Below are 24,057 nucleotides of genomic sequence, written 5' to 3' on the forward strand. Positions count from 1 at the left end.
GTGAATAATGTGCTTTCCATAATCTTAGTTCTTGCTTGATTGTTGAGGTTAAAATCGCGTCCCTTCAAAGTAATAAATATAAACATTAAAAGAGTATATTTAATTACTTTTTTGTCCCGCTAAAAGTATTATACGACTCTTGCTCAATAGGTCAAGCAATTATTTTTTTAAGAAATATGTATTACACCTCTTCAAAAAATGTACTACATAGTTCTTCTTTATACAAATTTAGTTAGAAAATTTCAATTATTAAAAAATAGCAGATAGCACCAATATTCATACTCATATAAATATGGCGAACTAAAAGATGTATTTTTTCCGAAAATACATAACTGAAACATATCTAGTATTAATACTGAGAAAACAACGTAAATATCAGCAATTAAAGATAAGCTCACTAAAATCAATATATTTTTTATACAGCAAATATCTGCGTATTTTAAAAACCTCATAATTGGGTTTCTGCATTCCTAACTAAGTATTTTTACATAAGTATGCTTTACGTAGACTTTTTATATACAAAGCTGAAGCGAATTTATATAAATTATTTTAATATAGAATAGCGTAAATTCACTTAATCTTTTATAAATAAGAAATTGGTTGTAAAAAAGTTGTAGTCATTATACTATTTTTTTGTCAATAAATAAAGAAAATATAAAATTTTCGATAAATATTATAAAGATTTGATGTTCCTATTAAGATGCGTAATTGTTATTTAGAGTTAGCTGTATAGAAACCTTGTATTTACATACTAACTATATACAGGTAAAGGACTTATCAGTAATAACATCAAAAGCTGTCGCTTTCGCCCTGAAAGGCAAAAGCGCCGAAATTATGAGATTTTTCCCAAAAATATTCTTGCAACAGAAGAGAGCTTTTATTTTTTGATATCTACCTAAATCTTGATCATCACGCTAACGCTAGGTAGATTTTTTTGCTAGATTATTTACGTAACCAAAATGTTTTTTAACATTCATGCTTATTGACCCCCAACCAGACTTTCTCCGCCTAGTCCAAAACGACGAATATCTTCCCTCAGTCAGTATATGGACGAGGTTGGGAGGAATATTTTTAATTGGAAGTGTTGGCGCTGCCTTCAGCCTTGCCAGTGTATTTCAATACAACGTCATAGTAAAAGCTGATGCTACCGTCCGCCCAACTGGAGAAATCCGTTTAGTGCAAGCAGCATCTGAGGGAACGGTGACAAGTATCAAAGTGAAAGAAAATCAGGTTGTGAAAAAGGGAGATACGATCGCCTTTATCGACAACTCGCAATTGCAAACTAAAAAAAGCCAGCTACTCGGAACTATCGAACAGAATCAGTTACAACGAGCGCAAATTGATGCACAACTAAAAGCGTTAGAAAATCAAATGGTTGCTGAGTCTAATGCAATGAAGCAGGCGATCGCATCTGCCAAAGCAGACTTGAGTCGCAACCAAAGAGATTATCAAGATAGACAAATCACAAGTAAGGCAGACGTAAAAGAAATAGAAGCCTCTGTTGAATTAGCTAAAGAAGAACTGAAGCGATATCAAGATGTGGGAGCAGGGGGAATAGCCTTTCTCGATATTAAAGCAAAAGAAGAAGCTTTTAAAGCTGCTACTGCTAGACTCGAACGGGCTAAAACTGCACTTAATCCTAGTGATGCTAATGTAGCGATCGCACAAGAACGTATTTCCCAAGAGTTGACGAAAGGTGAATCTACTATTGCTCAATTGAATAAAGAGAAAGAAGAACTCATCAGGCGTCAAGTTGAAATCCAAAATCAAATTAGCAGCGCTCAACAAGAACTTAAACAAGTTTTTATGGAACTGCAAAAAACTGTAATTCGTAGCTCTGAGAGCGGGACAATTCTCCAACTAGTATTAAGAAATACTGGACAAGTTGTTCGTGTTGGAGATGCGATCGCTCAAATTGCTCCCAGTGCTGCCCCTGTTGTAATCAAAGCTCGTGTTCCCTCCTCAGATATTAGTAAAGTACAGGTGTGTAAAGTAGCACAAGTTGCAAAATGTTTAGAGGGGCAAGTACAAATGCGGGTTTCTGCTTATCCGTATCCAGATTATGGCATCCTCAAAGGTGCTGTCAGAGGCATTAGTGCCGATGCCATTACATCTCAGGGTAACGGTAACATTCCAACTGCGCCTTACTATGAGGTGACAATTGAGCCAGAGAAACTTTATTTAAAAAGGAGCGATAAATCTTATCCTATTAAAGCAGGGATGGAAGTTACAGCTGAAATTATTTCCAAAAAAGAAACCCTACTGACATTTATTTTGAGAAAAGCAAGACTGCTAACGGATGTGTAAATTCCTTCCTGTATTCCACGCCATTTAGAAGCACTATAATAATTCAGAATTCACACATTATTCGCCCAGCGTCTCCTAGAGAAGAAAGTTACATAAGGGAATTTAAACCCCGACTGTAGCTTTCTTCCGGCAGCATAACTGAGCAAAGTCGGAGCCATTTAAACTCCGAGTTAATAATTGTTTAATATTATGTTCTTCAGCGAAATTGACTACCATATCTACCAAAAGTGTAAAAAGTTCAAAAGTTTTATCAACTAAGGCAGTAGTCAGAAGGCAGTTTTCCTTCTGCCTTCCTCGATAAATGGGATTTACTTGAAAACTTCGCCGATATAGTTCATAAATTAGTTTTCTAGAAATAAATTTTAAAGAGTCGCTGAAATTTAAAAATAAGTTAAAAGCCAAGTATTCTAAATCTTTTAAAAACCAAATCCAATTTTTCTCTTCACGCTTTTGATTGTTAAAAAGATATTGAATTGGGTTAACTGATGCTTTTTCTAAGCAAACAAATTTCTTTAAATCTCCGTATCCTATGACAAAAAGCGCAAAATAAAGAGCAAAAGATAATCTTTGTATAAAAGCAATGCTTTTATTGACTAAAAACTCAAAAAAGGGTAATTGAGTAAATTTGGCTGATTCTTTTAATGCAAACACTTTTTTCATGATAAAAACATTCTGCCTGATTAAGTGCATACTAAGTGTTCTCTTGACCTATCAGTTCCCGCTTATGGTTTTATGCAGAGTCAGCCAATTCTTTACAAAACTTTACAAATTTCGGTGCAATCAGCCTTTTATGCCTATGCGAAGAGGCGATCGTCTCTTACCCCTAAATTTATTTATGGGCTTGGTAAATTCTTGACTTTTGAGTTCCCCGTTGGCGTAGCGTCCCCAAGGGTTGGGGCTGACTCATTCCAAATTTGATTGAATTGATCTGCTGACAACGACTGTAAGAGACTGAGATTAAGCGGCTCTTTACTGATAAATCTGGCATAGGAAGGCTGCAAATAAGAACGGTATTCAGGGCGGTTGAGGAGATGGGTTTCCAAAAAAGCTACGCCCAAGGCGTTGAGATAAGAATAAACAGGGGCACGATCAGGGCCAAGCAAGGCAGGTGGCACAGGTAAGACATTATTTCCAGAAGTAGGTTCTGCGATCGCTGAAAAGTGGGTGGCATTTTCGATCAAAGCTAGGTACTTATTAGAGTCAGAAAGCCAGGTAAAGGGGCGAATCTGCTCAGAGACAGGTGGGGCAAAAATATCTTGACTACCTGCTACCAACATTACTGGAATTTTAATTTGACTTATTCCACCCTCACCCAAAACTAAGCTGTCAATTGGATTAATCGCCATGATGACCTTGATGCGATCGTCTTTGAGTTCGTAATTTCTTCGGGGTAATTTATTTGCTTCACACTGCAAGAAGAGCGACAAATTAAAGGATGAATAATTAGGATTACAGTTTTGCCTCAGTTGCTCAAAGTTAATATTTGCTCCTGCTAGGGCCAAAACGGTATAACCACCAAAGGACTGACCAATCGCCCCAACTTGCTGAAAATTAAGTTTTCCTTGGAGGGTAGGATCAGATTTGTTCAGACGTTCGAGTTCGTTGAGGAGATATTTGATATCCAAAGGTCGATTAATAAATTCTGCTGGGTCTGGAGGCCCGGCCAAACCCGCAAAATATTGTTGAAAGCGTTCGGCATTACTACCAGGGTGTTCCAATACAGCAACGGCAAAACCATAGGATGCTAGATGTTCAGCCAGGTAGACAAAGGTAGAGCGGTCTGAGGCGATGCCATGAGAAATTACAATTAGGGGAAAGGGAGGCGAAGCCAGTTCTTTAGTGCTTTGTGCGGCTTCCGGCAGATAGATATCCACCGGTAGACGGCGTGAGCGAGAAAAGTCATTTAGATCAAAGGTCTTTTTCTGCCAGCGAAATTTTCCTGGCGATCGCAAATCTGGCTGTTTTGAGAAGTCAATTTTTGAATTTGCTGCTTGAGCGATCGCTTCTTTTTGAAGAGAAGCAACAACTTCATCTCTTTTTTTGAGCAATTGTGACAAGTCATTAACTACCTCTAACCCTCCAGTGAAATTCACCCGCACAGTATTGCTAGGAAATTTCCGCAGCAAATTCACAACTGTTAAACCTTCGCGATCGGCAGCAGCCAAAATCAAAGAGGCACGTATGGCATAGAAGCCATTCTGTCGAGACTCAGTGAGGAGTAATTCTCCCAACTGTTGGACTACTTCTTCGCCTATAGGTGAGTAGGTAACTTGAGATACAAGTGTAGGAGTGACATTGAACTTTTGCTGAAGTAGATCCCGCAGTTGAGCGAGTTGTTGGGGCGTAGCACGGCTAGCATAAAATGAAAAATCTTGATCGATTTTGCCTTTTTTAGCAAAAGTTTCCAGCGAGTTCACAGACAAAGAGAATTCCCCGAAGGGAGGGTAATAAAAGCTAATACGTTCAGCTCCCAATCCGGGAGTTGCAGTCAAAAACGTAGATAGAAAACCTAAACCCAGGTATTTCAGAAATTTTTTCATTAGAAAAACCCACTGTCTAACCCTGCCATACAAGTTTAAGCAGGGAGGAAAGCGGGGCGGGATCTATAACCGCTTTCCTGTTTACTTGGTTTAGGTATATCAAACAGGTTACAAGCACAATAAGCAAGTACTTACAGCCATAGTTTTCCATATACGCTTTAAATCCCCCGCTTTCAAAGCTAGGTATTTACCAATGACCAATGACAAACACATGAGTAACAAATTTTTCAGCCAAACAGCATTAGTAAGGCGATAATAGATATAGAGATCAAAATATTTTATATGTCCTTCTCGTCGTGTCCCTGTTGTGTTGTCGTCCTTAATCAACAACAAGAGCAAAATATCTCTCACCAAAACCAGTGCCAGGATGTGCCAGTTAACCCAAGCAAGAGCATGGGTAAAAGTTGCACTGTAGTTGAAAATGGTCGGGTTGTCGTTAAACCCTTACAAGCTCCAGTCAATCAAACTGTGGAGTAACTTTCAGGCATTTCAACTGTTTTCATCTAAAGGTAAAACATCGTGGAAGCGGTTGTAATCAATGTAGCGATGTCCATCGGGTGTGTGATGGAAGATATCGACAAATTGATTATTCCACAAAATCTCATTAGCACCATAAGTATGACGGGCATGGACAACCTGTGCAACCGTTTCATCAATGCCACTCAAAGAAATGATCAGTATAGTATTTGTCTGGTTTAAGGATTCTGGTGTCATACCATATAAAGGACTAAACTCATCAATTACATGCATCACTGACCAGCTTAACGTAAAGCTAGGTGTTTGGTTCCTCAACAGTTTGAGGTCGTAAAACCGACGCATGAACTGCCCTTCTGAGGTTATCTCGTCGCGCATTAAGTAGACTCGCATCTGCGCCTCCAGAATCATATTGCGACGTTGATTAGCGCTGCGAAATATGAGAGTCGGCATTGCATTATGAGGTGTAATTACAGCAACACGACTAAAAAGCACACGGGCTGTAGGTCGGGAGAATCGAGCAAAAGCTAGTCCCGTCATCACAGCAATTCCCACCAAACCGATCATTGCTTCAATGGTGACAATAATGTTGGCGTAAGTTGTTTTAGGGTACATTGCCCCATAGCCGATGGACGCTAGGGTTTGCACGCTAAAGAAAAAGACATCTAAAAAAGAGCCAGGTCGGGCGTTGGCAATACAATCTCCTCCCATCAAGTAAGCTAGGGCAAATAGAGCATTAGTAGTTATATAGAAAGTACAGATTAGGATCAGAAAACCAGTCCAGGGAATCGTTAGCAGCAGATGGTAGGGATCGCGCCAGTAAGAATGCCATGCACCCATACCCATAATCTCAAATTTTCCATCTCGAACTTTAATCCGAATAGGTGGGATCAGACGCTGTTTTTTCTTCCGTGAAAGTCTCTTTAGTCGAAATTTCATTGCAAGTAGCCAAAAAAACGGCAACTGCTTAGTATTTTGACATTCCACTTACCCGCAAGGGAACGAAAATTTCAACTTTATTTTCTTAAATCAGCAAAAAAAATAGGGTGTGCAATGCCCACCCTAACAATCAGCGAGAAACTAACTCATTTTTCAGGATTTGGTTGCTGACCTTTAGAACAGCGATCAAACCACTCCTGATATTTTTTCTGGTGTGACTCATCTTCAACAGCAATGGTCACTCGCACTTGGTTGCAACCGTGATTTTGCTCTAGTGCGATCGCATTCAGCAATAAACTAGCAGTCTTAGGTGAGCTAAATTCACCGCTTACCATTAAACCTGTGCCAAAATGCTGAACTTCAAGTCTTTCTACTTCCGTTAAGTCAATGCCAGAAATTTCCTCTTGTCCTAAATCAATTTCTGCAAGTTGTTTGTGTTCTGGGCTAATTTGTTCTACAATCAACTTTTCACGCCGGACAGGAACTTGTATCATCCGGGTTTCAATTTCTTTGCGAACAATCACCTCACCAATTTTACGCTTACTGCTTTCAACAACTAATCGTTCTTCTAGTAAACGAATAATCTGTTCTTCCGTAGCCTCATCCAAATCTACCGACTCAACTGGGCTATTTGTAGTTTGATTCACTAATTGTTCAGTTGAGTGTTCTGATAGTGTGCTATCGCCTGGTCTTTCTGTTTCTAAATATTCAGGCATATATTCGATTTCTGATTTATTTAAGTCTATGAAAACAGATTTAGTTGGCTTGTCTATTTTTTTGATTCTCTGGCTCTGCAACCGAAATAAAGAAGGATGTTTATCAGCTAACTGCTGATCATATTCTAGAGTTTCTAGATTCACCTGGTTAGATATAACTAGGTTTAATCGACGATTAGCATCCACAATTAAATCATGAACTACTCCTACTAGTTCACCTTGCCGATCGAATACAGCAAAATTACTCACCTTCTTTCTTAAATCTGCCAAAGAGGTGCTAGTTTGAGAGTCAGAGTTTGCCTGTCCAATGTTTTTTGTCATCGGTTGGCTATTCATAGTACAAAATTTATTAGATGTTTTCTAATTAGCTAAATTAAATGTATCAATCATCTAAATACCATTTAGAAAATGATTGCGAACAATGTATTTATCTACCCTAATATTCAGATAAATCTTCACAATCCAAAATCTAAAGTTGTATTAGTTATTGGAAGTATTGGAAGCACAGGTAAAGCTAATTTTACAGCCTCACCTGTACTGTATCGAATTAATTATTAGTCATTAGTTAGTAACTAATGACTTTGTTATTTAGCGTTCTTCAACAGGAAGATTACCAGAATTGATATCTAACTCTTCACGACGCACGGTTTCTTGAGTTTCAACTGTGTCTTGATCAACCACTTTTCTAACTCTGACTTCTTCACGCAAAAATGCTTCTTTGCGAATTTCAGGAGTTTCTTCATGGATCTCTACGCGAGCAACTTCGCCTTCACGGAAGTCTGCTTCGCGCCCAGAAACGGCAGTACCTGCATCTGCTGGAGTTACACGTTCAATCACAACTCGCTCTCTTTCTATTGGCACTGCAATCCGTGCAGTATCAGTCTCAACGCGCTTGCCAATAGTCACTTCTCCAGTTTTTTGACGGCGTTTGTTGGCAATCAGCCGTTCTTCATACAATCTCAGAGTTTGATGATCTTGCTCATTTAACCCGTATAAAGAAGGCTCATGTTCGTAATTGTAGTTATCACGATTGTAAGTTGGGGTAGTCGGTTGCTGATAGGTTGTATCCACTGGTGCTGTGGCTTCCAATGGTAATAATGGATCTACAGGAGGTTGAACGTATTCTGCGGGTTGGCGATATACCCCACGCACCCGTTCTTCATAATCATAATCAAGCGCCTCGCGCTCATTGAATTCAGGTAAATCTTCGGCTTGTTCTCTAGTTAAACCAATTGTATAGACACGATCAACATTATAGTCGATACGGGCACGACCAATTGGTAGTAACACTTTTTTACCAAAAATCCAGAAGCCTAAATCAACGACAAAATAGCGGAAATGACCTTCTTCATCCACTAAAACATCGCTGACAGTACCAACTTTTTCGTCAGTTCCTTGTGTATAAACGCCGAGTCCATTAATGTCGCGACCTTCAAATGTATCGCGATAGTTAGGCTCAAAGTCTTGTAGTTTGTAAAGTACCATTATATTTTCCTCAAAAATTTTCTTTCCCATCTCCTATTAACTAAGTTAGCCATTTAATAATTTGTTTACCTCTTTCTACCGAGTGAATTATTTTAAAAGTTAAATTATCAAAAGTGATAGATATTTTATGATAGTAGAGCAAATAAATTTTACGTTTCTATATCCTTGCTTAAAATGCAAATTTTTAAAGCGTTAAATTCCCGACTTCCTAGAGAAATCGGGAATCTTAGTTGTTTAATAAAACAACACATGCAGAGATAAAAATTAACTTTGCTGAATGATTATTTCAGATAAATCTACCAAACAAACTTATTGACCAGCTACTTAAATAGCCTCATGTGTAGTTGTACCATGTTCCTGAATCTGTAAATTACCCTCTGTATCAACATCTAACTCTTCTCGACGAATGGTTTCTTGTGCTTCTACAGTGTCCCGTTCTACTACTTTCTTAACTCTGACTTCTTCACGCACAAAGGCTTCTTTACGTATCTCAGGCGTTTCTTCGTATACTTCTATGCGTGCTACTTCCCCTTCTTGGAACTTAAGTTCATTGGGATCTACAACCTTTCCTGCTTCTGTTGGCACAACTCGCTCAATCAGAACTCGTTCTTTTTGGATAGGTACTGTAACGCTTGCAGTGTCTGTTTCAATATGCTTACCAACTGTTACTTCTCCAGTTTTAATGCGCTGTTTACTGGCAATTAATCGTTCTTCATAGAGTTTAAAAGTTTGATTATCCTGATTTTTCAACCCGTATAAAGCTGGTTCTGTTTCGTAATTATATGTATTGCGATCATAAGTTACACCGCTATTTGGAGAACGAAATATACTACGGACATTTTCTTCGTAATCACGATCAACAACCATGTCTTCTCTATACTCGACTAAACCTTCTACTTGATGTCTGCTTAATCCATCAACATAGACGCGTTTTGCAGGATAGTCTATCCGCGAAAGACCAATTGGTAGTAATATTTTCTTACCCAAAAAATTTGAGCTTGTATCAATAACTAAATACCGGAAATGGCCATGATCATCAACTAAAACATCCGCTACTGAGCCAACTCTGTCTCCTCCTTCAGTGTAAAGATCCAAAGCTCTAATGTCGTCTCCGCCAAAAGTTTCTCGATAGTTGGGGTCAAAATGTTCAAGTTTGTGAAGAGGCATATGCTGTTTCCAGTTTATTCATAAGGTTCTGTTTAGACTGTAAAAAATATTTTGCTCAGTTTCCTCCTGCTGGCGACTGAATTGCAAGTGAGATATTTTATAGTTTAAAGTTCATATTTTATAATCTAAATACTCAAATTAAACACTCAAGGTAATCAATAGGAGTACAACTAAAGTAATAAAAAGCTAAAGTGATAAAAATCTTTATATTATGCTGGTATAAAAACGTTTTTTTAGAGATAATCCAACACGATTAAGGTTAACGTTTTAATCTTTTTAAGATCCCCCCTACCTCCCTTTTTAAGACTTATATCAACATCAAATAAATTTTCTGCTTCGTTGCTAGACTACCTAGAAATAAATTTCGAGGCTAAAACTCTTTATCAAAGTTAGCTTTTTAACTTAGACGCATTCGCAAAGCGTCTGTCTTCGACATGCTGCTTGGGGTCGTAGAGAAGCGGCTTGCAGCAGGCTACCGCAGAGGCACAGAGGAGCCAGTGCGCCCTTGCGGTTCCCCGACTTGTACCCCTACGGGGAAGCAAGCTACGCTCTTAGCGTTCCCGCAGGGTAGCAATTGGCGCGGAACATAGAGAAGAGAAAAAATGCTCAACCCAAGAACCGCAGAACTTAAGTTTTGGGTGGAATGTTGGCCAGTGCGACAGCTTGATTCTTATAAAAATGTGGGCAATGACAAGCCTTAACTAATGAATATTGCATCATATCTTTGTTTACACAATCTGAAAACTAAAGCTAAGACTTGCCCAGTTATTCACATCTAAGATATATGAGTCGGCTGCTGTGCTGTTCATCTCTGCTTTGAGGGCGCTGGCGTTATGCAAGTCTTGTAGCAAGGCATGTGCAACGTCTAAGGGATTCAACAATGAACTAATCGGTTGTTGTTCGGCTGTGGAATATTTAACAGTACTCAAGGCGGCGAGAGTTTCGCTAAAGGGGGCAGTACTAAAAATCAGTTGTTGTTCGCAAAAGCAAGCTGGCCCTGAAATCAGCCATTCAGAAGCACTATTAGCTTGGGGTAGGGTAAAGGTTTCACCTGGGGCGATGACGATTTGTTTGAGGAGAGGCTTGGTGTCCGCAGTATTTGGTTCTTGAGGGGTTTCCCAAGAATAGAAGGCAACTCCTGTATGATTATTGTTTAATCCCAGCAAGATTAAATATACAGAGCGATCGCTTTGGTTTTCCACTCGATATTGCATTCGGCTACCCATAGGTACAATCGCAGCCGGGAGAGATGCGATGCCAGTCGCTACAACGGGGGGAACCCCCGCAACGCGCTGGCTCATTAATCGCGTCTGTGCTGATTTTTTTATCGAAGTTTCAGGTTTGAAAGTTCGTGTTGTTTCACGTTGCATCAACACCTGTGACGATATACCGCTAATTATTTCTAAGGTCGCCTTGAGAGGCAAGCGGGAAGAACCTTGATTTTCTGTGAGTCGCCATAATTTAGCTGCAAACAGGGTTGATAATTTGGGTGCTAACCTTTGGGCTGTTAATTTTACTGCTTCTCCTACTTCCCCGGCGGTATTGGGAATTAGTTCACCACCAAGAGAAAATAGACCATAACGACTAGGAATTTCTTGTAGCTTGGCAAATACATAATCAGCTGGTTTTTCTCCTACTATTACGGTGGATACATGGGAAAATCCAGCAAAGGCACTTGTGGCGTCTACCCGCTCAATTCTTTCCAATTGAGTATCCAAAGCTATTGTTAAATGAATATTTCGCGGTAAAACCCGAACTGCTTCTTGGACAAATTGCCCGACTTGCAAGGGATTTGCACCTTCAATTTTGGAAATTTGCGCTTTTGCTGTTAACCCATTGCGCGATCGCAATACTAATTGCTCTGTTGTTGCTAAGGTGAATCGAGAATTAACTCCGTAGTATAGCAGCACTTGTGGTGGTAATCCTGCCAACCATAGATAAACTGTTTTACCGTCTTCTTCAATAGCACTCACCACGCCTTCTGCACCAATAATATTGTCTGGCACTAAAGACGTAATATCTGGATTTTTCTGATTACTTAATAACCCTAGTTGCTGTTTACTACCCAATTTATATAGAGAATTTTCCACATCCCAGAGGGCGACCTGAATTTTAGTAGGTGGGGTGAATTCCCACAAATACTGTGTCAAGGCGTAGGTAAATAACCCAGCACTAAAACCAGAAAAGAGTTCTTCCCTTGCTGGCTGGTTTGCTTCTGAGGTAGCTGCTAAAACAATCGGAGTGCTAGATAATTTCTGAGTTTTAAGTTGTTTGAGAAAGTCGAGTTCTTCTGCTGATAGCTTTGCTACTGACTCTTGAAGGGCACGAATTTTTAATCCTAAGACTGGGCTAGGAACATAATAGCTAGTATCCAATACTGCTGTTACTCGGTCTGTGGGGAGCGATCGCAATAATAGCAGTAGAGTTTCTTCTAATATATAATTGACTATTTTATCGTTTTGTGCATAATCACCTAAATTAACTGGCACCAGAGCATTTTGCATTGTATCTGATGATGTTTCCAATTTGACACGGCTGCCATAGCCGCTAAAGTGGAAGATGACAAGATCATCGGGTTTAGCTTGCTTACCCAGGTGATCCAAAAAAGCCGCCTCAATGAATTCCCTGCTAGCTTGTTCCTCAGTTAAGGTTAAAATATCTGACCCTTGGAAACCAAAGCGGTGAATCAAAAGCTCTCTTTGTAAATCCACATCCGTCAGACAACCACTAAGGGCGGGAATTTGCGGGTATTGGTTAATACCAATTAATAATGCCAACTTACGCGGATTAGGTTGTGCCAAAGCCTGATAATAGCGATTTCCCAAAGACAACCACTCAGCTTCAGTTATCCCCAATACCGCGAGTATTGAGCCAATTCTATGTAAAAACGTGCGCCGTTCCATAATTAGCTATCAGCCCTCAGCCATCAGTTAGCAGCTTACAGGGCTGAACTCTGTATTGTAAAGTTACAAAAATGTGGGGATGAGGGAAGCGGGGGAGAAATCAATTCAAAATTCAAACAAAATTAAAGAACTTGTGCCTCCTGCCTTCTGCCTTCTGCCTCCTGCCTCCTCTTTCCCAATGCCCTAAGCCGGTACTTCTATCCGCATTGCCCGCGCTAACTCTGCCGCCACCTCTGGACGAGAAAATTCTGGTGGAGGTAATTCACCGCGTCGCAGCATTTCTCGGACTTTTGTTCCCGATAAATGGATGCGTTCTTCTGGCCTGCTGGGACTAGTTTTAGATGTTGCCATCTGCTTAGTACGGGTGCAGTAGAAAGCATGTTCAAATTTCATTGGCACAATGCCTAATTCACCTGGGGTGAATTCATCAAAGATGTATTGAGCATCGTAAGTGCCATAATAGTCACCAACGCCAGCATGATCTCGCCCGACGATAAAGTGAGTACAGCCATAGTTTTTGCGGACTAAAGCATGGAATATAGCTTCACGAGGCCCAGCATAGCGCATTGCGGCGGGATTAATTGCCAAAGTTACCCGGTCTAAGGGGTAGTAGTGTTCCAGCAAAATTTCATAGCAACGCATCCGCACATCAGCAGCGATATCATCTTCTTTTGTTGCCCCGACTAATGGGTGCAAAAATAAACCATCAACGGTTTCTAAAGCACACTTTTGAATATATTCATGGGCGCGGTGGATAGGGTTGCGAGTTTGAAAGCCAACAATGGTTTTCCAACCCTTGTCTCTAAATAGTTGCCGTGAGGCAGCTGGATCAATTTGGTAACTGGGAAACTGGGGATGAGGTTCGCGTTGCAACAACCAAATATCACCCGCCAGATGTACATTACCTTGGTTATAGAGTACTTGCACACCTGGATGTTTAACATCATCAGTGCGGTAGACATTTATGGCTTCGCGGGTTTTATCGTAGTTATATTTTTGCGTAAGTTGCAAAACCCCAATATACTCGCCTCTGGAGTTATCCAGACGGATTAAACCGCCTTCTTGCAACGGGGAAGCTACTTCTTCGCTTACCGATAGTGTAATCGGGATTGACCATACAAGACCGTTAGCTAATCGCATTTCTGTAACAGTGCGATCGTAGTCTTCCTGGTTCATAAAACCCGTGAGTGGACTAAAAGCACCGATCGCAATCATTTCTAGATCGGAAACGGCGCGATCGTCAAGTTGCACTCGCGGCAAAAAGTCAGCTTTTGAGAGAAACTCTGCTCTTTGTTCTGGTGTGGCGATACGGTTAACTAACTGTCCACCGTGCGGGGCTATGGCATCTGGATTGTGACTCAACGTAATCCCCTCTTTGTATTAACTGTTATTGTTTCAGATTATGTACTAACTTATCAAATGCTGGTACGTAGAGAAAAAGAGTTTAGGCAATGGAAGAAAATTTTGCAACTAGCCTCTAAGCGAGCTGATTAGGTTACGCTAAAGCTAATCCAGTCTCAAGTTTCAGAATAGTTCCTTTATTTGAAATTGCTTATGACTGCTGTATCCCCCGTTGTTAAACCTGTTAGCCAAATGCGGCTAGCGCCTGGTAGTACAGTGAATATCGAGGATATGAGTTGGGAGGAATTTGAGTCTATTTTGCAAGAACTGGGGGAAAAGCGATCGCTACGAGTTGCTTACAGCAAGTCTACGTTAGAAATTATGGTTCCTCTACCCGAACACGAAAAATCAAAAGATTTAATTTCGGATATTGTAAAAATCTTGCTGAAGATTGCAGGGAAAAGTTATGAACCCTTCGGTTCAACCACCTTTAAGCGGGAAAATACGGCGGGGGTAGAACCAGATGCTTGCTTCTACATCCAGAATTACCAAAGAATGATCGGTCGTCGCAAACTGGAACCAAACGATCCGCCTCCTGATTTGGCAATTGAAACAGATGTGACATCAAAAACAACTCTTGATGCTTACGAAGCGATCGCAGTTCCAGAACTATGGATTTACGATAGTAAAAAGCTAAAGATTTATTTACTTGAGGATGGACATTACATCGAATCTGATAACAGTCCTAACTTTCCAAATATCCCTCTAACTCAAATTATTGCCGCTACAGTTGAACGAGCTTGGCAAGTAGGAACCGTACAAGCTTTGAAAGAATTTGAAGCAGCATTAGATAAAAGTACTTTTTGATAGAGAGTGCGTAAATGTTTTAGTTACTTTGAAACTGCAAATACTCCAATAGTAGTAACCGCAAGTAATCTAACGTTCTAATATAACTCTTTATCTGTTCATAATTACCATTACTGCCAAAATAAAAACTTGCAATCTGAGGTACATTTAAAACTTGCATAGCTTGTAATTGCTCAATTGTCTGGGTTTTATTGACAATTTGACCTGTACTTTGAATTTGACTAGCATAACCTCTGAGATTTACTGTTAAAAGTTCAAGTTCTTCTAAAAGTGAAAACTCTTCATCTTCTGGTGGAAACTGAATAGAAATTTCTTGTCGTTCGCTACGTGTATTTTGATAAGTATTAGTCAACTGTGCCAATAATTGAATAATATTTTTCTTAATTAATTCTTGCTGATTTAAAATTGCTTTAGTCATCATTGACTCCATAAGTAACTATCTTTTCAGTACCATATTGGTCAGGCGTGACAATCAGATATTCATTGCCTTTACGGTATACAGCTGAACTATCTCCACGATATCCAGTTTTCGGAACTCTAATCGCTCCTTTTTTATTAAAGTTATGAGCTTTGCGTAGATACTTTAATGGGTTAATTCCTTTTCTATTAGCATGGTCTAAGATACTTTGGGCAACACTGGTATAGGTTGCAGCATTTCACTCACTTATGTATTGTTGAATCTCTGCCGCCTCTGTAGAAGTATAGCCTTCTAATAGCTGTATCAAAAACTGGTCAGAGATAGGTTCTTCCGGCATATATTTCATTTAAAAACAAAAATACCCTTCCTTACAAGCGAGGAAGGGTGGTTTTGCTTTATGCCAAAACAGGGTAAGAGTTTTTATTAACTAAACTGTTCAATAATTCCGCCACCTAACACTTTCTCCCCGTCGTACCACACCGCCGCTTGTCCGGGGGTGATGCTGAATTGGGGTTCATCAAACACCAAACGCACACGGGAGTTTTCTAACGGAATCACCGTCACTGGTATAGGCGTTGAACGATAGCGAATTTGCACTTGGGCATGAATTGGGGTGGATGGTTCAGCAATGGAAACCCAGTTTACCCTTCCGACAGTGCATTCCGGCTGAGTTACCTTAGTGCGATCGCCTACTACTACTTTATTATTTTTCGCATCTAATTCAATCACATACAACGGTTCAGCAGCAGCAATTCCCAAGCCTTTGCGCTGACCAATGGTGTAGTGATGGACACCATCATGCTGTCCCAAAACTTTGCCTGTGGTATCGACAATATCGCCTGTTTTAGGAGCTAAATATTTATCCAAAAATGCCCGCATGGAACCGTTACTTTCCACTAAGCATAAGTCTTGACTTTCTGGCTTGTCAGCAGTTTTCAGTCCGTATTCAGCTGCAATCCGGCGCGTCTCAGTTTTTTCTAGTTCGCCCAAAGGAAATATAGTTGCTGCAAGTAAATCTTGAGACAAATCATAGAGAAAGTATGACTGGTCTTTGTTACGGTCAACAGCCCTTAATAATTGGTAACGTCTAGTTGCTTCGTCATAGCTAATTCGGGCATAATGACCAGTGGCGATGCGATCGCATCCCAATTCTTCACGAGCATACTGCACCATTGGCCCAAACTTCACCGTTTTATTGCACTGCGAGCAAGGCAATGGCGTGATTCCAGCACTGTAACCAGTTACCAGGTAATCGACAATATGCGTCTGAAAGACATCTCGAATATCTACAACCTGATGGGGAACGCCCAGTTGTTCACAAAGATCAGCCGCGTCGATCATACCTTCAGAGCAACATTGACCTTTGCCTTTCATTAGCCAAAGAGTCAAACCAATCACTTCATAGCCCTGATGGTGCAGGATAGCTGCGGCGGTGGAACTGTCAACGCCACCAGAAAGACCAACGACGACTTTTTTCATACATTGCACGACACGATAGCTGCGTGGTTGTCCAATTGTAGCACACACTCTTTCAAAGCCTTGCTAGCAAAGGACTTCAGTTTTAAGCTAGCTAAAAGAGCGACGCCGATAGCGACGCGCAAAGCGAGTCCGCAAGCGTCATAGCTCACCGTAGACATCGCTGTTCACTCTTTTATCACCCTTATCTAAGATTAATTACAGAAGTATTTTTTGCCACGCAGATGAGCTAATTTTACGTTAACGCTATATAGTTGCTACAACAGTAAACTAATTAGTTCCTGATGGAAATTATTTAAAAATACTTTGACTACTTTCTAAAGTACTATGTCGAGAGGATTATTAAGTCAATCTATCCCATTTCAGATGCTGCGTCGAAGTTATAAAGGTTGGAAGCCCACTGTAAAAGTTCTCCCTTTGTTAGTGGGAGGATGGTTACTGCTGATTCCCAACAACAAAGTGCTACTAGCGCAAGGAGTCGGTGAAATTTTACCGCCACCGACAATTCCCTTTGGTCAACAGCCATCACCGCAGTTACAACCGGCGGAACCTTTACAATCCAATCAATTGGAGCAGGATTTTCAGCCCTCCCAACCATTACAAAACAATCAGTTTGCGCCGAATCAGCCCTCTCAACCTGCACAGTTTAGTCAATATAACCAGAACTTTGAGCGCTACTTAGTTTACGTTGATGCTAATGATTTTCAGACACTACAAGCAATTCGTCAGATTGAACCCAGTGCTTACATTCGCCAATACCAAGGCCGGAGTGTAATTCAATCAGGTGTTTTTAACAGAGTATCTAATGCCCAACAACGGGTAAATGAGTTACAGTCACGAGGCATATATAACGCCCGAATTATCAGCTTCGGTAACGGACAGGAAATAGATGCAGGCGGTGGAACCTTTGGAGGCGATCGCAATAATATAAATCCTCCCAAGCAAGTCTCTAGATATTATGTTGTGATTCCGACCACTCAAGAACAGTTACCTGCGATCGCAGAACAAATTAGGCAGAATCTAGCCCGATTTAGCCAAGATTTAGGACGATCTGGCGGAGTCCTCGAAAGGACGCAACCACGAGGGCCACACATAGCAGTCGGGCCTTTTTCTGATCGATTCCAAGCTGGAGAATGGAATAAGTATCTGCGAAATTTAGGATACAAAAATGCCAGAGTTTACTATGGAAAATGAATAAGAGAGACGCGATTAATCGCGTCTCTCTGTACAGGAGTTTAGATTAGTACACTACTTGCTGTCTTAAGCTGTAGTCTATAAAGCAATACGCTTGGGTTAAGTCAGAAAAATAAATTTGCGTAGGTTGGGTTGAGGAACGAAATCCAACATTTTCGGGTATTTTTTGGGTTTCACTAAAGTTCAACCCAAGCGTGTTAGTCTATAAAGAAAGAAAATCCCCATAATTCATAACTCCTCACTCCCCACTCCCCACTCCCTAGATTCTTAACGCAAAGATTCAAGAATTATTGCTGTTGTAATTAAACACAACAGGATAATTCCCAGTGGAAGCAGAAACTGTTGTAAAAGGTATAGCAGTATGGGTATGATTTGTAAGATACCTAAACCACTGGATAGAACATAGGCGATCGCAATGCCAACTAGCACCAGTAAGAAATATTTCAAGGATTTAGAAGCAAAGCGAAATAGTAGCGTGTCTTGATTTGAGTCCATAGTTTTACTCACGAAAGTATCTAATTTTTTAGCAGTGAATATTTTTTTGATTTCCCATTTTCCATTTAAAAAAAAGGCTATGGGAAATCGCGCCCAACCTGAAGATTAGTTTTACCCGTCGATATTCACCTGTTCAGGTGAATTATTCAAAGACTGTTGTTGCCTTTGTGGATTGTTTTGCTTTTCATAATTCGCTAATAGTTGGAAGGAAATAAACAAGCCCAACAACAGCAGCAAAAACGAGCCAAAACCAGAGGAATACTTATTTATTTCTCGCTCAATACCACATTTTAGACAAACATATCTATTGGGATTTCGTGTATCTTGGGCAAAAGGGCACTGATTTTGATTGCAATCATGATGACAATCTCTGTCTAACATCATTGAACCTCCTGTAGGGTAATGGCTTACATACTGAGTTGTAAATATGCTCTACAGAATCTAGTTAGTTAATACCCACTGCCTGTTTAGTAGACACCACTTTCATGAGTGATTAATATCGGACAGTAACAAGTAATATGTGTGATTTACTAAGCTTGCAGTAGTAGCGCTCTCTAAATCTCTCCTCAACCAACTTTTTTTGACGCTTAACTTAACTTCGCCTGTATTACTTACAAGAGTAATACAGTCCAAAATGCTTTGCAGTCGGATAAAGTAAGTTCCCTACCGAGTAGGAAAAAGTATTTTGTAGTATGATAGGTAGGAATAAGTAGTAAAAATATCGTTATAATAAATTCTAAATGATACATCAAGTTAGCAAATGGGTGTAGAAGAAGCCTTAGAGTTTGTAGATGACTTGATTTTTCTCAAGACGGGAGAACACCTAGATAAAACTCAAAGGATTATCTTGAGTCATTTGTGGGAGGATGAAAAGCGGACTTACCAGGATATTGCCAACAGTGTTCGTTATACAGAAGCGCATTTAAAAGCAGTTGGTGCCGAACTTTGGCATTTTCTATCAAAAGTGCTAGGAGAGAAAGTCTCAAAATCAACCTTCCAAGGAGTGGTTCAGAGGTTTAGAACAACTCAACAGGCGCAAAAAATCCTTGATATTCCAAATCTAGGGGGCAATGGCACTAAACCCCAAGATTTAGATGCTAACTTCGTGGGGCGCGATCGCCAAATAGCCGAACTCCACACCTTAGTCAGTCGGGGACAAAAAGTCATCCTCATCCAAGGTGAAGGTGGTGTTGGCAAAACCAGATTAGCACGCAAATATTTTAAAAGTCAAAAATTTAATTTTGTCCTAGAACTGTGGATGGCCACAGAAATCCAAAACCTTACTCCTGTAGAGAGTGTGGTTGAAGAATGGCTACGGCGGTACTTTAACGAAGAACCGGGAGGAGACTTTGGTATCAGCTTAGAACGACTACGGCGCAAACTCCGAGAACAAACATCTAAAATTGGGGTATTTATCGATAATCTAGAAACTGCTCTCGATCAAAATGGTAAGTTCCTAGAATATCGTCGCCCTTATGTTGAGCTATTAAGAGTACTAGCAGATTCAGATGTGCATTCAGTTACTTTAGTAACAAGTCGTGAGCGTTTGCGCGAGTCTAGTGTAGAGGTTTATCTCTATCCACTCGAAGGTTTAGATGATGAAGCATGGCGGGAGTTTTTCAGCAGTTGCCACATTAATTGTGATTGTACTATTCTCAGTGAAATGTGCAGAGCTTATGGAGGTAACGCCAAAGCCATGCAAATTCTCCGAGGAGCAATATTGACAGATTTTTCTGGTGATATACACGCTTATTGGCAGGAAAACTGTACAGATTTATTAATAGAAAGAGAGTTAAAAGATTTAGTCGCTAGTCAATTTACGCGTCTCCAAGAAAATGACTTAGAAGCCTATCGTCTCCTGTGCCGTTTAGGATGCTATCGTTATCAAGATATTCCTTCATTACCTATTGAAGGAGTTTTATGTTTGCTTTGGGATGTCCCAGAAAAAAAACGTAGAGGTGTAATTAAAGCTCTGCAAGACTTGTCTTTAATAGAAACCAAAAAGGGACAATATTGGTTGCATCCGGTAATTCAGTATGAAGCAATCAGTAGATTAAGATTAGTTAGTGAAGAATGGGAATTAGTAAACCGAAAAGCCGCAGAATATTGGACACAACGAGTTACAGCCATTAAAGATATTACAGATGCATTAACCGCTTTAGAAGCTTATTATCACTATGTAGAAATTAGTGATTTTGAGCAAGCTGGTGATGTAATTTTACAAGGGCGAGGTAAACAGTGGAGTATAGGTTTGCCTTTGGGTTGCTCCTTTTACCAACTAGGACTGCTCCAGAAAAACTTCTCTGTAATTAAACGGATAATAGATGATATAAAATCCCAAGAAAGGCTAATTAGACTTTATAATATACTTGGCTATACATATCGAATTATCGGTTGCATTCGAGAAGCTATAGAATGCTATGAAAAATCAGAAGAAGTATTAGGTAAATTAGATGTCAAGCAAACAAAAATATCTATTGTATTCAATACTGGGCTTTGTAAACTTGAATTATGGGAAATAGAAGCAGCCGAAGATTGTTTCAATTCTGTTTGTAGCCTTGCTGAAGAGAATAGCAATCTTGATGATTATATGACTTATGCTCAATGCTGTCTAGCTTTGATAAAATCACGCTCTGGTAGCAGAGAAGATGCCTTTGGTCTTGCTGAAGTTGCCTCTTCTGCCATGTCATTATCAACTAGAGTGACCCTATGGGGAATCGGGCATAGTTTAGTAACTCTCTGCTTAACTTATCAAAATTTAGGTAATCTAAAAAAATCCTTTGAATTGTGCCAACGAGCTATATTTCATTCTGAACAAAATAACTTTACTCAAATTAAGGCAAAAGCTATAAGTTGTCTGGCTGAACTTTTTCGAGAACAAGGAGAATTTGCCAGAGCAATTTTTCATCATTCAGAAGCGATAGCAATTCTTGATAGAATTGGTGCTAAATCAGACTTAGCTGAAGCTTATTATCAGTTGGCATTGACTCATCAGAAGATGGGTGAAATGATTCCAAGTAGAGAAAAATTTGTGCAAGCGATCGCACTTTTTAACGAAATGCAAGCACCCAAACAAGTTGAGAAGGTACAAACAGCAATGGAGTGTTTTGAAAAATAAGCGATGATATTAGATTTTACCTTCATCTATGTTCTCGAATTACCTGGCTAAACTCATTAATTGCTCCTAGAGGGGTCTATAAGTATTACGGTATAGTAATTCTAGGCAAAATAAAGCGATCGCTCCTAGAGAGGTTTTATGTCCCTGACGCTTGAAGACTTGGAACAAATGCAGCAACAGCATCCCGACTATCGCATGGAACTAGTCAAGGGTAATATTATTGTTATGAGTCCATCAGGATACGAATCAGATGAGGTCGCAGCTGAAATGGTAGCCCAGTTACGTAACTGGGTTAGACCCCGCAAACTGGGACGAACAGCAGCTTCTAGCGCCGGTTTTAGATTGCCAAATTCAGATTTACGCGCACCGGATGCCTCATTTGTTTTAGCCGAACGCTTGCGTCGCAGTCCGAAGTCTTTTGCTCAATTGGCTCCCGATTTGACTGTAGAGGTGAAGTCCCCTAGTGATAATTTAGAGGATCTCAGAGCTAAAATTCAAGAATTTCTGAGTTTGGGAACTAAGGTAGGAATTTTGCTCAATCCAGATGAGCGGATTGTTGAAGTCTACAACTTTGGACAAGAAGCAATAATACTTCGTGATGGCGATATTTTAACAGTTCCCGAACTACTCCCAGGATGGGAAGTACCAATTGCAGATTTGTGGCCTCTAGAGTTTGACTAGGATAGTATGAAAAACACGGGGAAAGGGAACTCATATTCAAAAACAGGGGTCTAAATTCCCATTACAAAACTTAATTACGTTAGCGTAGCGGTAGCGACGTAGGAGCGTCATGACGAATTATTTAACCTTCAGGAGTTTAAAAACTATCGAATAGGGACGTGTTTTGGAATTAAATAGCTTTTGATCGTCTTCTGCAAGATGATATCGCTCTGGTGTAATTCTTGGTTCTTCAAATTCCTCTACAGAAAAACCTGCTGCCTTGAAAGCTTTCCAGTAATCGGAAAGAGGGCGATGAAACCAAATAAATGGTGTTGTAAAATGGTTCCAAGGTTGGTCGTTGTGTTGTTTCCTTTCAAAGTAAGAACAATCCCAACTATAAAAAACTGTCCCATCCTCATTTACAGTAGTCGAGTTACCTTGGGGAAAACAAGGATGTAAGAACACAAGGATTGCAATACCACTAGACTTCAGAACACGATTGAATGCCCTAATTGCTCCTTCGAGATCAAGCAAATCCATGAGAACATAATTCGAGATGATCATATCAAATTGCTCATCTGGAAGCGACTTGAGTTCAGTGCATGAATCCAAATGAAAATCTATATCTAGATTATTTTGGCTAGCTCTGAATTGGGCAATTTCTATCATCTGAGGTGAAAAATCTATACCAGTTACACTGGCCCCCTTAAGACAAAGCTGGCGTGCTAAATATCCTGTACCACAACCAGCATCGAGGACAGACAATCCTGCAACATTACCAGCGAAACTCCATAGTACTGGATCTGAGTTCAGAATTCGATTGTCGTCGCCATCTTCACCAACTTGAATATCCCAGTCTCTAGCTCTATTGTCCCAAAGTTCAAGTATTTCTTTATCGTCCAAGTTTGCCATTATTTCTTCAGTCATATCTTCATTCCTGAAAAGAATAAATTAATTATTTTTACATAGAAATATGCTAAAAGTTTGCTGTATTTAATACATAATTTAATTGTGAGAGTAAACTCCAAGAGCAAAATTTTACAATATAGCGATGCCTGCGGCGGTAAACTACGCTAATCCGAGAAAAAGGATAAAACTATCAAAATTTGGCAACTGCGATAGTGATTTAGTCCCCGATCAGCCGAGGAACGGTAGAATATACCTAATTTTCGTAGCTTCAAAAGCCAAACTATGACGATGCATTCCACACTCCAACGTGCATTTACTAACCGCCGCGTCCTGAAAGTGATTAGCGGCTTGAATAACTTCGACGCCGCTAGCGTCGCTGCTACTGTTAAAGCTGCTGAATTTGGCGGTGCTACTTTTGTCGATATTGCCGCAGATCCAGCTTTGGTAAAGCTAGCTAAAAGTTTGACAAATTTACCAATTTGTATATCAGCAGTAGAACCAGAAAAATTTGTGCAAGCTGTCGCAGCTGGTGCTGATTTAATTGAAATCGGGAATTTCGATTCCTTCTATTCTCAAGGACGCCGCTTTGAAGCTCTAGAAGTGCTAGCTCTGACTCAGCAAACCCGCGCTCTCCTCCCGGAAATTACCCTATCTGTCACTGTTCCCCACATCTTGGAACTAGATCAACAGGTACACTTAGCAGAGGAACTGGTGAAAGCTGGAGCAGATATTATCCAAACCGAAGGCGGTACTAGCAGTAACCCAGTTCACCCTGGAACTTTAGGATTAATTGAAAAAGCTGCTCCCACCTTGGCAGCAGCTTTTGAGATTTCCCGTGTGGTGTCAGTACCAGTATTGTGTGCTTCAGGCATTTCTAACGTTACTGCACCATTAGCGATCGCGGCTGGTGCTGCTGGTGTTGGTGTTGGTTCTGCCATCAACCAACTCAATAGCGAAGTAGCAATGATTGCGGCTGTACGTGGCTTAGTAGAAGCCTTAGCGACTGCTAGCAACCGGGCGATCGCTTAGTTTTTAATCGGGAGTGGGG

20 protein-coding genes are annotated in these 24,057 nt (G+C 40.2%); 7 read left to right on the forward strand and 13 right to left on the reverse strand.

What is annotated here, in order from left to right:
- Positions 1-975: 975 nt before the first annotated feature.
- Complete coding sequence (locus tag RMY00_RS31135) at positions 976-2,307, forward strand: HlyD family efflux transporter periplasmic adaptor subunit (RefSeq protein ID WP_322651225.1); 1,332 nt, start codon at positions 976-978, stop codon at positions 2,305-2,307.
- Between the two features lie 102 nt (positions 2,308-2,409).
- Here the strand turns inward: RMY00_RS31135 and RMY00_RS31140 are convergent, their stop codons facing one another.
- Together RMY00_RS31140 and RMY00_RS31145 are read right to left on the reverse strand one after the other, a co-directional pair.
- Positions 2,410-2,967, reverse strand: coding sequence for a hypothetical protein (locus RMY00_RS31140; protein WP_322651226.1), 558 nt, complete (start codon positions 2,965-2,967; stop codon positions 2,410-2,412).
- A 173-nt stretch (positions 2,968-3,140) separates the two neighbouring features.
- On the reverse strand, positions 3,141-4,847 hold the full coding sequence (locus RMY00_RS31145) for an alpha/beta hydrolase (RefSeq protein ID WP_322651227.1): 1,707 nt from the start codon (positions 4,845-4,847) through the stop codon (positions 3,141-3,143).
- 282 nt (positions 4,848-5,129) lie between these two features.
- On the opposite strand from RMY00_RS31145, the gene RMY00_RS31150 reads away from it, so the two are divergent.
- Positions 5,130-5,324 carry a hypothetical protein gene (locus tag RMY00_RS31150; RefSeq protein ID WP_322651228.1) on the forward strand — a complete coding sequence of 65 codons (195 nt, stop codon included), beginning with the start codon at positions 5,130-5,132 and terminating at the stop codon, positions 5,322-5,324.
- A gap of 12 nt (positions 5,325-5,336) precedes the next feature.
- Here RMY00_RS31150 and RMY00_RS31155 read toward each other — a convergent pair whose 3' ends face one another.
- The 6 genes from RMY00_RS31155 to sat all read right to left on the reverse strand — a co-directional run bounded on the left by RMY00_RS31155 (position 5,337) and on the right by sat (position 13,893).
- Entirely contained in the window at positions 5,337-6,260 is a 924-nt protein-coding gene (locus tag RMY00_RS31155; protein WP_322651229.1) for an ion channel, read from the reverse strand.
- A 146-nt stretch (positions 6,261-6,406) separates the two neighbouring features.
- A complete protein-coding gene (locus tag RMY00_RS31160) occupies positions 6,407-7,297 on the reverse strand; it encodes a YsnF/AvaK domain-containing protein (RefSeq protein WP_322651230.1) in 891 nt (296 codons plus the stop codon).
- Between the two features lie 267 nt (positions 7,298-7,564).
- Positions 7,565-8,461: a DUF2382 domain-containing protein gene (locus RMY00_RS31165; RefSeq protein WP_322651231.1), complete on the reverse strand. Its 897-nt coding sequence runs from the start codon at positions 8,459-8,461 to the stop codon at positions 7,565-7,567.
- Positions 8,462-8,785: 324 nt separating this feature from the next.
- Positions 8,786-9,628, reverse strand: a complete 843-nt coding sequence (locus RMY00_RS31170) for a DUF2382 domain-containing protein (protein WP_322651232.1) — start codon at positions 9,626-9,628, stop codon at positions 8,786-8,788.
- Between the two features lie 728 nt (positions 9,629-10,356).
- On the reverse strand, positions 10,357-12,531 hold the full coding sequence (locus RMY00_RS31175; RefSeq protein WP_322651233.1) for a caspase family protein: 2,175 nt from the start codon (positions 12,529-12,531) through the stop codon (positions 10,357-10,359).
- A gap of 183 nt (positions 12,532-12,714) precedes the next feature.
- Positions 12,715-13,893, reverse strand: coding sequence for a sulfate adenylyltransferase (gene sat, locus RMY00_RS31180; RefSeq protein ID WP_322651234.1), 1,179 nt, complete (start codon positions 13,891-13,893; stop codon positions 12,715-12,717).
- A 192-nt stretch (positions 13,894-14,085) separates the two neighbouring features.
- Here sat and RMY00_RS31185 point away from each other — a divergent pair, with 192 nt between their 5' ends.
- Positions 14,086-14,739 (forward strand): Uma2 family endonuclease, encoded by a 654-nt coding sequence (locus tag RMY00_RS31185; RefSeq protein ID WP_322651235.1) that lies wholly within the window; start codon positions 14,086-14,088, stop codon positions 14,737-14,739.
- Positions 14,740-14,758: 19 nt separating this feature from the next.
- Here the strand turns inward: RMY00_RS31185 and RMY00_RS31190 are convergent, their stop codons facing one another.
- Complete coding sequence (locus RMY00_RS31190; RefSeq protein WP_322651236.1) at positions 14,759-15,160, reverse strand: hypothetical protein; 402 nt, start codon at positions 15,158-15,160, stop codon at positions 14,759-14,761.
- 420 nt (positions 15,161-15,580) lie between these two features.
- A complete protein-coding gene (mnmA, locus tag RMY00_RS31195; protein ID WP_322651253.1) occupies positions 15,581-16,636 on the reverse strand; it encodes a tRNA 2-thiouridine(34) synthase MnmA in 1,056 nt (351 codons plus the stop codon).
- A gap of 324 nt (positions 16,637-16,960) precedes the next feature.
- Here mnmA and RMY00_RS31200 point away from each other — a divergent pair, with 324 nt between their 5' ends.
- Positions 16,961-17,827, forward strand: coding sequence for a hypothetical protein (locus RMY00_RS31200; protein ID WP_322651237.1), 867 nt, complete (start codon positions 16,961-16,963; stop codon positions 17,825-17,827).
- A gap of 267 nt (positions 17,828-18,094) precedes the next feature.
- Here RMY00_RS31200 and RMY00_RS31205 read toward each other — a convergent pair whose 3' ends face one another.
- Together RMY00_RS31205 and RMY00_RS31210 are read right to left on the reverse strand one after the other, a co-directional pair.
- Positions 18,095-18,322, reverse strand: coding sequence for a hypothetical protein (locus RMY00_RS31205; protein ID WP_322651238.1), 228 nt, complete (start codon positions 18,320-18,322; stop codon positions 18,095-18,097).
- 111 nt (positions 18,323-18,433) lie between these two features.
- Positions 18,434-18,706 carry a hypothetical protein gene (locus RMY00_RS31210; protein ID WP_322651239.1) on the reverse strand — a complete coding sequence of 91 codons (273 nt, stop codon included), beginning with the start codon at positions 18,704-18,706 and terminating at the stop codon, positions 18,434-18,436.
- A gap of 376 nt (positions 18,707-19,082) precedes the next feature.
- Between RMY00_RS31210 and RMY00_RS31215 the strand changes: the two genes are divergently transcribed.
- A complete protein-coding gene (locus RMY00_RS31215; protein ID WP_322651240.1) occupies positions 19,083-21,440 on the forward strand; it encodes a tetratricopeptide repeat protein in 2,358 nt (785 codons plus the stop codon).
- Between the two features lie 138 nt (positions 21,441-21,578).
- Positions 21,579-22,121 carry a Uma2 family endonuclease gene (locus RMY00_RS31220; RefSeq protein WP_322651241.1) on the forward strand — a complete coding sequence of 181 codons (543 nt, stop codon included), beginning with the start codon at positions 21,579-21,581 and terminating at the stop codon, positions 22,119-22,121.
- Positions 22,122-22,238: 117 nt separating this feature from the next.
- Here the strand turns inward: RMY00_RS31220 and RMY00_RS31225 are convergent, their stop codons facing one another.
- Positions 22,239-23,027: a class I SAM-dependent methyltransferase gene (locus tag RMY00_RS31225; RefSeq protein WP_322651242.1), complete on the reverse strand. Its 789-nt coding sequence runs from the start codon at positions 23,025-23,027 to the stop codon at positions 22,239-22,241.
- A 264-nt stretch (positions 23,028-23,291) separates the two neighbouring features.
- Between RMY00_RS31225 and RMY00_RS31230 the strand changes: the two genes are divergently transcribed.
- Complete coding sequence (locus RMY00_RS31230) at positions 23,292-24,038, forward strand: DUF561 domain-containing protein (RefSeq protein ID WP_322651243.1); 747 nt, start codon at positions 23,292-23,294, stop codon at positions 24,036-24,038.
- The last annotated feature ends 19 nt before the right edge of the window (positions 24,039-24,057 follow it).

Origin of the sequence: Nostoc sp. ChiVER01, from assembly GCF_034531155.1 — a bacterium.
Classification (GTDB): Bacteria; Cyanobacteriota; Cyanobacteriia; order Cyanobacteriales; family Nostocaceae; genus Nostoc.

Excerpts from the sequence above, each read along its gene's own strand:
- RMY00_RS31135 (WP_322651225.1), top strand. The coding sequence starts at position 976 with ATGCTTATTGACCCCCAACCAGACTTTCTCCGCCTAGTCCAAAACGAC.
- RMY00_RS31140 (WP_322651226.1), bottom strand. The coding sequence starts at position 2,967 with ATGAAAAAAGTGTTTGCATTAAAAGAATCAGCCAAATTTACTCAATTA.
- RMY00_RS31145 (WP_322651227.1), bottom strand. The coding sequence starts at position 4,847 with ATGAAAAAATTTCTGAAATACCTGGGTTTAGGTTTTCTATCTACGTTT.
- RMY00_RS31150 (WP_322651228.1), top strand. The coding sequence starts at position 5,130 with ATGTCCTTCTCGTCGTGTCCCTGTTGTGTTGTCGTCCTTAATCAACAA.
- RMY00_RS31155 (WP_322651229.1), bottom strand. The coding sequence starts at position 6,260 with ATGAAATTTCGACTAAAGAGACTTTCACGGAAGAAAAAACAGCGTCTG.
- RMY00_RS31160 (WP_322651230.1), bottom strand. The coding sequence starts at position 7,297 with ATGACAAAAAACATTGGACAGGCAAACTCTGACTCTCAAACTAGCACC.
- RMY00_RS31165 (WP_322651231.1), bottom strand. The coding sequence starts at position 8,461 with ATGGTACTTTACAAACTACAAGACTTTGAGCCTAACTATCGCGATACA.
- RMY00_RS31170 (WP_322651232.1), bottom strand. The coding sequence starts at position 9,628 with ATGCCTCTTCACAAACTTGAACATTTTGACCCCAACTATCGAGAAACT.
- RMY00_RS31175 (WP_322651233.1), bottom strand. The coding sequence starts at position 12,531 with ATGGAACGGCGCACGTTTTTACATAGAATTGGCTCAATACTCGCGGTA.
- RMY00_RS31185 (WP_322651235.1), top strand. The coding sequence starts at position 14,086 with ATGACTGCTGTATCCCCCGTTGTTAAACCTGTTAGCCAAATGCGGCTA.
- RMY00_RS31190 (WP_322651236.1), bottom strand. The coding sequence starts at position 15,160 with ATGATGACTAAAGCAATTTTAAATCAGCAAGAATTAATTAAGAAAAAT.
- mnmA (WP_322651253.1), bottom strand. The coding sequence starts at position 16,636 with ATGAAAAAAGTCGTCGTTGGTCTTTCTGGTGGCGTTGACAGTTCCACC.
- RMY00_RS31200 (WP_322651237.1), top strand. The coding sequence starts at position 16,961 with ATGTCGAGAGGATTATTAAGTCAATCTATCCCATTTCAGATGCTGCGT.
- RMY00_RS31205 (WP_322651238.1), bottom strand. The coding sequence starts at position 18,322 with ATGGACTCAAATCAAGACACGCTACTATTTCGCTTTGCTTCTAAATCC.
- RMY00_RS31210 (WP_322651239.1), bottom strand. The coding sequence starts at position 18,706 with ATGATGTTAGACAGAGATTGTCATCATGATTGCAATCAAAATCAGTGC.
- RMY00_RS31215 (WP_322651240.1), top strand. The coding sequence starts at position 19,083 with ATGGGTGTAGAAGAAGCCTTAGAGTTTGTAGATGACTTGATTTTTCTC.
- RMY00_RS31220 (WP_322651241.1), top strand. The coding sequence starts at position 21,579 with ATGTCCCTGACGCTTGAAGACTTGGAACAAATGCAGCAACAGCATCCC.
- RMY00_RS31225 (WP_322651242.1), bottom strand. The coding sequence starts at position 23,027 with ATGACTGAAGAAATAATGGCAAACTTGGACGATAAAGAAATACTTGAA.
- RMY00_RS31230 (WP_322651243.1), top strand. The coding sequence starts at position 23,292 with ATGACGATGCATTCCACACTCCAACGTGCATTTACTAACCGCCGCGTC.